This is a genomic window from Burkholderia sp. COPS (genome assembly GCF_019425585.1).
GTDB lineage: Bacteria > Pseudomonadota > Gammaproteobacteria > Burkholderiales > Burkholderiaceae > Burkholderia > Burkholderia cepacia.
The window spans coordinates 98,272-110,220 of the sequence record NZ_WIXR01000019.1; the positions used below are offsets into that span (position 1 = coordinate 98,272).

Consider the following 11,949-nt stretch of genomic DNA (forward strand, 5'->3'; position numbering starts at 1 on the left):
GCACGCCGGTTCGGTGAACGTGCGCGCGTCGCCGCTCAGTCGCGATGGCGCGCGATCCAGTCGCTGAACGCGCGGATCTTCTGCTGGCTGCCGATGGTCTCGGGATACACGAAGAAGTAGCGCGCGCCGGTTTCGAGCACGATGTCGAACGGCCGTTCGAGCCGGTGTGCACTGACGTCGTCGTCGACGAGCGTCACGTCGCCGATCGCGACGCCGAAGCCCTGCATCGCCGCGTTCGTCGCGAGATCGAGCGTGTCGAACGTCGGCCCGCGCGCGGGATCGACACTGCGCTCGCCCGCATGATCGAGCCACGCACGCCAGTCGCGATGGTCTCGCGTCGGATGCAGCAGCGTATGGCGCGCGAGATCGCCGACCGCATCGAGCGGCGACGCCTGCCGCAGCTCGGGCGCGCACACGGGCGTCAGCCGCTCGTCGAACAGCGGCAGTGCGAACACGCCGGGGCCCGGCGCCGTGCCGTAGACGACGGCCGCATCGAACGGCTCGGTCGAGAAATCGACGACGTGCTGCCACGCGGTCGTGATCTGCACATGGAGATCGGGATGCTCGCCCTGGAAGCGCATGATGCGCGGCAGCATCCAGCGCATCACGCAGGTGGGCACCTTCAGCGCGAGATCGGTGCGCTGGCGCGTGAGCTTCATCGAGATGTCCTCGATCCGCGCGAAGCTCTCGTTGACGACCGGCAGCAACTGCTCGCCCTCCGCCGTCAGCGTGAGCCCCTTCGCATGCCGCTTGAACAGCGGAAAGCCGTAATGCGCCTCGAGCGTCTGGATCTGCCGGCTCACCGCGCCCTGCGTGATGCACAGCTGTTCGGCCGCGCGCGTGAAGCTGCGGTGGCGGGCCACTGTCGAGAAGATCTGCAGTGCGTGCAGGGGCGGAAGTCGGCGCATGAAGAAGGCAAACGCAATAACGGCGCGGAAGGGCCGCGCGCCGGCTCCGGCGCGCGCTGTCCGACACGATAAGCCAAACGCCGGTTTTGCGCGAGGAGCGACGCGCTCAGGCCGTCGCGGTGAGCGCGCCCGCCACGATGCGCGCCGCCGACGCGACGACGTCCGCGCGGGCCGCCGCCGCGGCTTGCGGCTGCGTGAACGACACGGCCATCACGATCGGTGCACGCGACGGCGGCCACAGCACCGCGACGTCGGTCGTCGTGCCGTAACCGCCCGTGCCGGCCTTGTCCGCGATGCGCCAGCCGGGCGGCACGCCCGCCGCGATGCCGGTCGCGCCGCGCGCGCCGCCGACCATCCATTCCGTCAGCTGCGCGCGCTGCGGTTCGGGCAGCGTGTTGCCGAGCAGCAGCCGCTGCAGCGTGTCGATCATCTCGACCGGTGTCGACGTGTCCCGCTCGTCGCCGGGCGCCGCGTGATTCAGTTCGGGTTCCCAGTGATCGAGGCGGAACGACGTGTCGCCGCTCGCGCGCGCGAACGACGTGACGGCCTGCGGGCCGCCCAGCACACCCATCAGCAGGTTGCCGGCCCCCTTGTCGCCCGACTGCAGCATCGCCACGCACAGCTGCTCGATCGTCATGCCCGTGTCGACGTGGCTTTCCGTGACCGGCGAGCCCGACACGATTTCATAGCGGCGGTAAAGAATTCGGCGCGGCAGCAGCGACGCGTCGAGCGAGCCGCGCGCGAGCATCGCGGCAGCCGCGACGACCGCATACGTGCCGCACAGCGGGAAGCGTTCGCGCGCATGGTGGGCGATGCGCACGCCGTTCGACGTATCGAGCGCGGCGACACCGAGCCGGCCGTTCGACGCCTTCTCGAGCGCGGTCAATTCGGCCTGGGCGGTATGGGCGCGCCCCTGGTCGGCGACCGGCGCGGACGTGCACGCGGCGACGAACGGCGCGGCCACGGCGGCAAGCAACAGCGAGCGGCGTGTCGGAGAGTGTTCCATGGATGAGGTGTGTTCTGTCTTCTGTCGGAAACGGTGGCACGAAGCAACGCGGGCGCGCTTCAACGAAGCGCCCGCGTTCGCGCCGGCGGCCGGCCCGCGACGGCATTCACCGCGCATCCCCTGAAGATGGCCGTCGGCCCCGCGTGAAGCACGGGATTCGCATGAACAGGCCCTAGCGTAGCAGCGACCGCCGCCACGTTCCAGCGAAACGACCCTGCCTCACCCTTGCGACGAAGGCAGGTACGGCATCGGATTGACCGGCTTGCCGTCGCGCCGCACTTCGAACAGCAACGCAACACGCGAGTTGTCGAGGTCGCCCATCTCGGCGATCTCGTCGCCCTGTCGCACGATGTCGCCTGTCTTCACGAGCAACCTGCGGTTATGCGCATAGGCGGTCAGGAAATCCGCGTTGTGCTGGACGATGATCAGGCTGCCGTAATCGTTCAGGCCGGTGCCGGCGTACATCACGCGGCCGTCGGCCGCGGCGCGGACCGGGTCGCCCGGCCGGCCGGCGATCTGGATGCCGCGGTTCTGCCCCGGCCGGAACCCGTCGACGATCTTGCCGTTGGCGGGCCACTTGAGCGCGACACCGCCTGCATGCCGCTTCGTTTCCTTGACGACCTGACGATCGCTCGCGGTCGACGCGGTGGCCTGCGCCGATGCCGGGCTGCTCCCCGCGCCATTGCTCGCAGCCGACGACGCGGCCTGCATGCCGGCTGCGCCCGGCGGCGGCAACGGCTGCTGCCTGACGATGCGCAGCACCTGCCCCATACACAGCCTGCCGTTCGCGCCCAGCTTGTTCCAGGTGCGCAGGTCGGCAATGCTGCAGCCGTTCGCGGACGCGATGCCCGTCAGCGTGTCGCCGCGCTTCACGATGTACTTCTGCGCAACGAGAATCGGCGCGGGAGGCGGGGTGACGGCCGCCGGCGCAACGGCCGGCGGGCTCGACGGTAATGACTGTGCCGCCAGCGTGTCGCTCGGCGGAACGGACTGCGTGCTTGCACAACCGGCCATGACGAGCACGGCGGCCAGGCCCGGCAGCCACGCCGCGTGACGGTGAATCTCGCGCGATTTCATGGACGATCCGACTCCGGTTTGACAATCTTTCAAGCATCTCAAAAACGGAACGGCCGACGTGTAACCGGATGAAAACAATGATGACAAACGATCACGAACTGGATGTCGGCCGGCATTCGCTACCGGTAATACGGTCCGATTCGGAAAAACTTGATGGTCTTTTCGCGCGGGAACGGAAGAATTTTCGTTCTATAAAACTATGGTGAACTCATTTTGATAGGCGCCGCAGCGTGCCAATGCGGCGCGCCGCGACGCTCAACGCAGCCACGCGGCGAGTTCGGAACAGGCCCACGCGATGCCGATGCACAGGAACAGCACGTGCAGCGCGATCTTGAACGACACGCCCCACGATGGATCGATCCGCATGACAGGCTCCCCCGGTTGATGTGCGGCCATGATCCGTCATCGATCGTGCCCCGAAAATTCGGAACCGGCGAATCGGGCCTCAGGCCAAGCCTGAGACCCCGGCCGCGGTTCCCTGCTAACTTATCGGCCATTCCAACACGATCACCCCCACCCTCATGCGCTTCGACCTGACCGACCTGCGGCTCTTCCTGAACATCTGCGAGGCCGGCACGATCACGAGCGGGGCCGAGCGGACCCACATCACGCTGCAGGCCGCGAGCGAACGCATCCGCGGCATGGAGGACGAGCTCGGCGTACCGCTGCTGCACCGGACCAAGGCGGGCGCGCAGGCCACCGACGCAGGCCGCGCGCTCGAACACCACGCGCGCACCGTGCTGCAGCAGATCGACCACATGCGCGGCGAACTGCAGCAATTCGGCCAGGGGTTGCGCGGGCATATCCGGCTGCTGTGCAACACGGCGTCGCTGAGCGAATACCTGCCCGACGCGCTGGCCGACTACCTGCCGCATCACCCGAAGCTGTCGATCAGCGTCGAGGAGCGCTCGAGCCAGGAGATCGTGCATGCGATCCGCAACAAGACAGCCGAGGTCGGCATCGTCGCCGATTCGGTCGGGCTCGGCGGGCTCGAACAGAAGCCGTTCCGCGAGGACTGGCTGATCGTCGTCGTGCCGGCCGCGCATCCGCTCGCGTCACACGACAAGGTTGCGTTCGACACGATCGCCGACGCCGACTTCATCGGCCTCACCGACGGCAGCGCGCTGCAGGTGCATCTCGCCGACCAGGCGCGCGCGCTCGGCAAGCGGATCCGCTACCGCGTGCAGCTGAAGAGCTTCGACGCGATCTGCCGCGTGATCGCCAGCGGCGTGGGCATCGGCATCGTGTCGCGCCATGCGGCCGAGCGCGCGATGCAGACGATGGACGTGCGGCTCGTCGAGCTGTCCGATCCGTGGAGCCACCGCCGCCTGAAGCTGTGCGCGCGGTCGTTCGACGCGCTGCCGAAGTACACGCGGGAGTTCGTGGCGTTTCTGTCGGGCGACGCACCGCCGCCGTAACGCGCGCCGCGCCCGACTCGCCCCATCGACAGACGGAGACTTGGCCATGACCGATACCGATCTCGCCACCCGCTATCGCGCGTATATCGACTGCCTGAACCGGCAGGACTGGACGTCGCTCGGCGAGTACGTGTCCGACGACGTGATCCACAACGACCGGCCGCTCGGCCTCGCCGGTTACCGCGCGATGCTGGAACAGGATTTCCGCGACATTCCCGATCTGCGTTTCGAGATCCGGCTGCTCGTGTGCGAGCCGCCGCGCGTCGCGTGCCGCCTTCGCTTCGCGTGTTCGCCGAAAGGGACGTTCATGGGGCTCGCCGTCGACGGCCGCAAGGTCACGTTCGCCGAGAACGTGTTCTACGAGTTTCACGCAGGCAAGATCCGCCAGGTGTGGTCGGTGATCGACAAGGCGGCGATCGAAAAGCAGCTTTGAACGTCGTCGAAACGACGGGTCGTGGCGTGCGGTGGCCGGTGGTCAGGGGTGACTCCATGCACTTCGATTCTTATGGATAACGTTTTCTCTCATTACGTGTCGAGAACCCGTTTCCGTGTCATGCTCCGCCCGCCACGCCAACGCGCGATCGCTCTCGCGCGATGACCGCTCGACCATCAGGAAAATCCCGGCGATTCACGCATCATTCCGATTCCCCTCCCACGCCCTCTGCTCCCGCCATCCGGGTTTCTACCGGCGCATCCGATGTGAAAGTTCATTGACATCACGCCGGTCGATGCCTAAATTTGGAAAACGTTTTCCATTGCTTGCGCGCGAGGCCGGCCACGGCCCGTGCAGGGGAAACGCTTGCCCGCTCGACCGTGAATCAAGGCCGTCCGTCCCCAGGGAATCAGGTGGCAGGACGACGGCCGGGTACGGGCATCGAGCGCGGTATCGGCCACACGTGCCCGTGCTTCACCACTATTCAAAACTGGAGACACCATGCATTCGCGCAGCAGATTCGCGCTCGGCGCCGCGCTCAGCGCCCTTTCCGTCGTGCTCGTCAGCGCGTGCGGCGGCAACGACGTGACCGCCACGCCGTCGCCGCCCGCTTCGTCCACCCCGCCCGCGCTCGCGGCGAACTCGCTGCAGGCGCTCGTCTACGGCGCGGCCGACACGAGCGTGCCGGCCGGCACGGACACGCCGATCACGATGATGGGCCAGATGCGCGCGCTGTTCGACCTGATCCGGAAGTCGCCCGACTTCACGCAGGTCGTGATGGATCTCGGCGACGGCACGCCCGTCCACGTGCTCGACACGAACACCGGCGACAAATTCCTGCCCGGCAAGCTCGCGCTCGGCCTGTCGTACATCCTGATCGACATGAAGTCGAAGAACGATCCGCAATACGCGAGCTACCTCGCGACCTACCAGAAGATCACGACCGCGATGATGGCGCAGTCGGGCGGCAACTATACGTATGCGAATACGTCGTGGGGCGAGTACTACTATCTCGTCGCGCTGAACAACCTGCAGGCGCACGGGATGCTCAACGAAGTCTTCAGCGACGCGATGCTCGCGACGCTGCAGCAGCGGCTGCGGTTCTGCGACATGTTCGGCCCCGACGCGAGCGGCAAGGTCGACACGTGCCCGGCCGCCGGCACGCCGATCGACATCGCGTCGCTCAACACCGCACAGAACTACTATGCGGTGTCCTACGGAATCGCCGGGCTGCGCCAGAAGCTCGGCTGGAGCAGCCCGTCGTTCGCATCGAAGACCGATCCGTCGGTCGCGACGATGGGCGCGCGCGACGCGTTGCTGTACACGCTCACGAACCATATCCGCAACGACTCGTCGGGCGGGTTCTCGGACGAAGCGTCGAACACGCACACGACCTACTACGACCAGGCGCGCTTCGACCGCTACAGCACGCTGCTGATCGGCGAAGTGACCGAGCGCACGTTCGAGATGGGCAACGAAGCGAATTTCACGCCTGAACTGAAGGGGTATCTGCGCAAGTCCGTCGACCTGATCCTGCCGCAGCTGAACGGCGACGGCGAAGGCTTCAACTACGGCCGTTCGATCGGCCCGTACGGCGATTCCGCGTTCATGGAAGTGCTGACGGCCGCGGCCAACGCCGGCGTGCTGTCCGACCAGGAGAAGCAGGTCGCCTACACGTTCATCACGAAGGCGGCGCATCGCTTCGACACGTTCTGGTACGACCCGTCGCTGCCGACGCCCTCGGTGAACATGTGGGTCAAGGGTCGCGGCACGGACGCGTATCGCGGCAAGCCGCGCGTGATGGGCGAGAACTTCAGCCTGCTGCACCAGTACCTGTACGTGAACGCGTGGTGGAACAAGCTCGGCTTCGGCGGCAAGGCACCGATGGCCGACGCCGACTACAACGCATGGCTCGACGCGCGCCCGCACTACACGCTCACCTGGTACAACCAGCCGAACGACCCCGCGCATCCGTACAGCGCGGCGCTGGTGACCGTGCGCGACGGCCGGCGCGTGATCAACCTGAACCTCAGCCAGGCGCCCGACTACAACTCGTTCACGCCGTACTACCCGGTGCCGTCCTCCGACAAGCTGACCTACGGCACGACCGATCTCGGCTACGCGTTGCTGATTCCGCAGGTGTCGTACAACGGCAAGACCTACATTCCCGTCACGTACTACAAGAACCTGAATGTCCAGCAAGTCAACGGGCAGGTGATCGTGTCGTTCGATACCGCGAAGTTCCGGCTCGCATCGAAGAACGCGGCGTACACGACGGATCTCGACCTCCAGGTGCACACGGTGCTGACGTTCGCGCACGGCTCGGTGGCGCGCAGCGACACGCTGAGCACCGGCACGCTCACCGGCAACCTGTCGGTCGAAACGGACTTCACGTCGTTCGCGGATTTCGCGTCGACGCAGGCCAACGGCGACGGCGTGTCGGTCGCGTACGCGAACAGCCCCGCGACCGGTTATGCGGCGGCCGGGTTCGACAACTGCGCGCTGTCCGCCTTCGATACGGTGAACGGCACGACGAATCCGCTGTCGACGACGCCGATCGGCCAGTTGCATTCGAACTTCGCGTGCACGACGAAGCCGTTCGCACTCGGCGCGGGCGCGACCCGTACGTTCGGATGGACGCTGAAGTACGCCGACCCGGCCTGAGCGGGGTGACCCGCGCCCGGTGAATGCGCCCGAAGCCGGTTTCGTCAGCCGGCTTCGGGATCGTCACGGACAGCGGGGATCACGCTCGCCGGCGATGCCCGCTCACCGCCACCCCGAAGCCGCCATGTACGCGCCGAGCGCGATCAGCCCGACGAAGAAGCAGCGCTTGAACGCCTTCTCGCTCATCACGCGCCGTGCATACTGCCCGCCGGCCATACCCGCCAGCGCCGGCACGAGTGCGAGCGCCGACACGCCGAGATCGACCGTCTCCAGCGCACCCGTCACGCGCAACTGCAGGCCGAGCACGATCGTCGAGGCGGTGAACGACAGCCCGAGCGCCTGGATCAGGTCGTCCTTCGACAGCCGCAGCGCCTGCAGGTACGGCACGGCCGGCACGACGAACACGCCGGTCGCGGCCGTCACGACACCCGTCAGGTAGCCGACCACGGCCGACAGCCATTTTTCGTGGCGCCCCGGCGCGGGCAGCCGCGCGGCGGCGAGCCCCCACAGTCCGTAGAGGATCAGCACCACGCCGAGCGCCGCATGCGTCCAGGTGCTGCCGGCCGCGAGCGCGGGCAGTCCGCCCGTCAGCGTGCCGATCGTCAGGCCGGCGAGCAGCGGCCACAGCCTGCGCAGCAACGGCCCGAACGACGGGCCGAGCCACAACTGCCACACGTTGGTGATGAACGACGGCACGAGCAGCAGGCTCGCGGCGGCCGACGGCGGCATCGCGAGCGTCAGCAAGCCCATCGCGATGGTCGGCAGGCCGAGCCCGATCATTCCCTTGACCGCGCCGGCCAGCAGGAAAACCACCGCGACGATCGTCAGCGTGTGAATGTGCATGAAAGGCATTCCGTCCGGTTGAGTACGGCGCCGATGGTGAACCCCGATCGCGCCGCCCGCCATCTGGCTTTGCCTGAGGCTGGCTCGGGCCTGCCGCGCGGAGCCGGCGCGGCCGGCGCACGTGCGCATTCGCACACCGCGCCACCGTCCGGCGCACGCCCGCCTTCGTTCAACGCAGGTCGCGTGCGCCGGCTATCGGCCCGACCGATCCGTCCCCGTGAAATGCCCCCCCGTCACTGCTCGCTGTCGAGGTGAGCCATCTGTGCGGCCGGATAGCGCTCACCGGCAGCCGCCCCGGCGGGAACCGCCGCTTCGATGCGCATGATGTCATTGACCGTTAGTTGCATTTCAGCCGCCTGTAACGCGTCCTGGAGTTGCGTGCGCTTGCGCGCGCCGATCAGCGGCACGATATCGCCGCCGCGCGACAGCACCCACGCGATCGCGACCTGCGCGGGATTGCTGCCCTTCTCGTCGGCGATGGCGCGCAGCGCATCGACGAGCGCGAGGTTGTGCGCGAGGTTCTCGCCCTGGAAGCGCGGGCTTGCCGCGCGGAAATCGCGCTCGCCCTGCCGCGCCGTGCTCCAGCGCCCGCCGAGCAGCCCGCGCGACAACACGCCGTAGGCCGTCACGCCGATCCCGAGTTCGCGGCACGCGGGCAGGATCCCGGCCTCGATACCGCGCGACAGCAGCGAATATTCGATCTGCAGGTCGGAGATCGGCGCGACGGCCGCCGCGCGGCGGATCGTGTCGACGCCGGCTTCCGACAGGCCGATATGGCGCACGTACCCGGCCTTCACGAGATCGGCGATCGCGCCGATCGTCTCCTCGATCGGCACCGCCGGATCGACGCGCGCCGGCCGGTAGATGTCGATGTAGTCGGTGCCGAGCCGTTTCAGCGAGTACGCGACGAAGTTGCGGATCGCCGCCGGCCGCGCGTCGTAGCCCGCAAACCCGCCGGACGGATCGCGCAGCGCGCCGAATTTCACGCTGATCAGCACCTGGTCGCGTGCCCGGCCGCGCAGCGCATCGCGGATCAGCATCTCGTTGTCGCCCATTCCGTAGAAATCGCCGGTGTCGAGCATCGTGATGCCGTGGTCGAGCGCCGCGTGCAGCGTCGCGATGCTCTCGGCGCGATCGGCCGGCCCGTAGAAGTCCGACATTCCCATGCAGCCCAGCGCGAGCGCCGATACCCGCGGGCCCGACCGGCCCAGTTCACGCCTATCCATGTCCGTTTCCTCGAGTGATGAATCAACAGGCAGGATTCTGGGCGCATCGCGACGCACGATAAATGCGAAACACTCCACCAAACCATTCGACGCTGATTAACAATGGAGCCTGTCCATCCGCCCACACCCCCGCCCCGCATGGATCATCTGCATGCAATGCGCATCTTTGCGCGCGTCGCCCATCTCGGCAGCTTCACGAAGGCGGCCGAGCAGTTGCAACTGCCGCGCCCGACGGTCAGCAACGCCGTCCAGTATCTGGAAAAGCACCTGAAGGTCCGCCTGCTGCAGCGCACGACGCGGCGCGTCGCGCTGACGGCCGAGGGTGCGACCTACTACGAGCGCTGCATGCGGTTGCTGGCCGATCTCGACGATGCGGAAACGCTGTTCGAGGACGCCGGCGCGACGCCGCGCGGCGCGATCCGCGTCGACCTGCCCGAGCGCTTCGCGGTGAACCAGATGATTCCGGCGCTACCGGATTTCCACGCACGCTACCCCGACCTGCGCGTCGTGATCGGCACGACCGACCGCTTCGTCGATCTCGTCGCCGACGGCATCGACTGCGCGGTGCGGGTCGGCACGATGTCCGACACGTCGCTCGTCGCGCGGCGCATCGGCGAGCTGGCGCAGATCAACTGCGCGGCGCCCGCGTATCTGGCGCGCCACGGCACGCCGCGCTCGCCGGACGAGCTGCCGGACCACGTCGCGGTCGGCTATTTCTCGAGCCGAACGGGCCGTGAGCTGGACTGGGAATATGCGGACATGGATACGGGCGAGCTGCACGCGGTCAAGATGCGCAGCGTCGTGTCGGTCAACAGCTCGCAGGCGTATCTCGCGTGCTGTCTCGCGGGCCTCGGGCTGATCCAGGCGCCGCGCGAAGGGCTCGGGCCGCTGCTGGCGGACGGCTCGCTGGTCGAGGTGCTGCCGGAATGGAATGCCGAGCCGCTGCCCGTGTCGGTGGTGTTTCCGACCGGGCGGCATCTCGCGCCGCGCGTGCGGATTTTCGTCGACTGGCTCGCGGAGACGCTCGGCGGCCCGTACCGGGCGGGCTGACGCGGGCTGGGGCCGGGGCGCCGGCCCCGGCCGGTCGAACCGCTCAGAACTTGTGGCGGATCGCGGCGCGCACCGCGAACTGGTTCGACGATGCCGACGGCCCGTCCGTCCCGACCACGTAGCCGCCGTCGGCCGCGGTGCCGGTCTTGTCGCCCGCAACCTTCTGCCATGCGCCCTGCAGGTAAACGTCAGTGCGCTTCGACAGGCTGTAGTCGGCCATCAGGCCGACCGTGTGGTATTTCGGCTTGAACGATCCGGCCGCGGCATCGAACTTGCCGTCCGTGTACACGTACTGCGCGCCGAGATAGAAATCGGGCGTGAGCTGGTACTTGCCGTTGATCTCGAAGTTCTGGAACTTCGTCGCGGTCAGCCCGAGGCCGGCGAACGTCGAAGCCGGCAGGTAGACCGTCGATACCGGATTCTTCACGTCCGTCTTCGTGTAGACGAAACCGACCGTGGCCTGGCCGAACGTGTAGTTGACGCCGCCGCCGAAGATCCGCAGGCGGTCGGCGACGAAGTTCGCGTCATCCGCGGCGATCGCGCCCGCGTTGCCGACCCCCGGGTTGTTCGCCTGCAGGTACGCGGCCGCGACCTGCAGCCCGGCCAGCGAATACTGCGCACCGAGGCTGTACTGCCGGTTGTTCGAGAAGCCGGTGCTGTTGCTGAAGCTGTACGTGCCGCCGAACGTCAGGCCGTTCCAGTCGGCGCTCGCATACTTGACCGTGTTGTTGACGCGGAACGAGTTGTCCGTGTTGTCGTTGTCGAACGGGTGCGAGAACAGCGTGCCGCCCCAGTTGCCGTTGGCCGTGAGCGGCGCCAGGTAGTCGACGACGGAGTCGTACTGGCGGCCGAAGGTCAGCGTGCCGAAGCGCGACTCGGAGAGCCCGACGAACGCCTGGCGGCCGAACATGCGGCCGCCTTGCCCGAGCCGGCCGTTGTTGACGTCAAAACCGTTTTCCAGCGTGAAGATCGCCTTCAGCCCGCCGCCGAGATCCTCGCTGCCCTTCAGGCCCCAGCGGCTGCCCTGCGCATAACCGCTCGTGAGCTGGTAGTTCGACTTTCCGACCCCATTCACATTCACGTTGTTCGTGTAGTTGAAGCCTTCGTCGATCACACCGTACAGCGTCACGCTGTTCTGGGCGAAGACCGGCGCGGCGAAAGCGGCCAGCGCGGCGGCAAAAATGACGTGCTTCTTCATGACGGATCTCCGGAGCCGGGGCCGGGCGAGTCGCGCGCCCGGCGAATGTTTGATCTGTTGTATGGGTGGCCCGCAGGGCGGACGACGCGGTGTGCGGCCGCGTGAGGACAAAATGGTGTCACGTCG

10 protein-coding genes are annotated in these 11,949 nt (G+C 67.4%); 4 read left to right on the plus strand and 6 right to left on the minus strand.

What is annotated here, in order from left to right; translation table 11 throughout:
- Positions 1–35: 35 nt before the first annotated feature.
- The 3 genes from FOZ70_RS18905 to FOZ70_RS18915 all read right to left on the minus strand — a co-directional run bounded on the left by FOZ70_RS18905 (position 36) and on the right by FOZ70_RS18915 (position 2,991).
- A complete protein-coding gene (locus FOZ70_RS18905; protein ID WP_048022502.1) occupies positions 36–908 on the minus strand; it encodes a LysR substrate-binding domain-containing protein in 873 nt (290 codons plus the stop codon).
- Positions 909–1,014: 106 nt separating this feature from the next.
- A complete protein-coding gene (gene bla / locus FOZ70_RS18910) occupies positions 1,015–1,914 on the minus strand; it encodes a class A beta-lactamase (RefSeq protein WP_219706448.1) in 900 nt (299 codons plus the stop codon).
- Positions 1,915–2,133: 219 nt separating this feature from the next.
- Entirely contained in the window at positions 2,134–2,991 is an 858-nt protein-coding gene (locus tag FOZ70_RS18915) for a peptidoglycan DD-metalloendopeptidase family protein (RefSeq protein ID WP_219706450.1), read from the minus strand.
- A 521-nt stretch (positions 2,992–3,512) separates the two neighbouring features.
- Between FOZ70_RS18915 and FOZ70_RS18920 the strand changes: the two genes are divergently transcribed.
- From FOZ70_RS18920 to FOZ70_RS18930, 3 genes are all read left to right on the plus strand, one after another.
- Positions 3,513–4,409: a LysR substrate-binding domain-containing protein gene (locus tag FOZ70_RS18920; protein ID WP_021156943.1), complete on the plus strand. Its 897-nt coding sequence runs from the start codon at positions 3,513–3,515 to the stop codon at positions 4,407–4,409.
- A 46-nt stretch (positions 4,410–4,455) separates the two neighbouring features.
- A complete protein-coding gene (locus FOZ70_RS18925) occupies positions 4,456–4,842 on the plus strand; it encodes an ester cyclase (protein ID WP_021156942.1) in 387 nt (128 codons plus the stop codon).
- A gap of 501 nt (positions 4,843–5,343) precedes the next feature.
- The gene (locus FOZ70_RS18930; protein ID WP_059707178.1) at positions 5,344–7,506 is read left to right on the plus strand and encodes a hypothetical protein; all 2,163 of its coding nucleotides are present in this window, start codon (positions 5,344–5,346) and stop codon (positions 7,504–7,506) included.
- Positions 7,507–7,608: 102 nt separating this feature from the next.
- Here the strand turns inward: FOZ70_RS18930 and FOZ70_RS18935 are convergent, their stop codons facing one another.
- Positions 7,609–8,349 carry a sulfite exporter TauE/SafE family protein gene (locus FOZ70_RS18935; RefSeq protein WP_059488219.1) on the minus strand — a complete coding sequence of 247 codons (741 nt, stop codon included), beginning with the start codon at positions 8,347–8,349 and terminating at the stop codon, positions 7,609–7,611.
- A gap of 233 nt (positions 8,350–8,582) precedes the next feature.
- Positions 8,583–9,575, minus strand: coding sequence for an aldo/keto reductase (locus FOZ70_RS18940; protein WP_219706452.1), 993 nt, complete (start codon positions 9,573–9,575; stop codon positions 8,583–8,585).
- A 138-nt stretch (positions 9,576–9,713) separates the two neighbouring features.
- On the opposite strand from FOZ70_RS18940, the gene FOZ70_RS18945 reads away from it, so the two are divergent.
- Positions 9,714–10,625 carry a LysR family transcriptional regulator gene (locus FOZ70_RS18945; protein ID WP_048022506.1) on the plus strand — a complete coding sequence of 304 codons (912 nt, stop codon included), beginning with the start codon at positions 9,714–9,716 and terminating at the stop codon, positions 10,623–10,625.
- 43 nt (positions 10,626–10,668) lie between these two features.
- Here the strand turns inward: FOZ70_RS18945 and FOZ70_RS18950 are convergent, their stop codons facing one another.
- Positions 10,669–11,823, minus strand: coding sequence for a porin (locus FOZ70_RS18950; protein WP_219706454.1), 1,155 nt, complete (start codon positions 11,821–11,823; stop codon positions 10,669–10,671).
- Between the last annotated feature and the right edge of the window lie 126 nt (positions 11,824–11,949).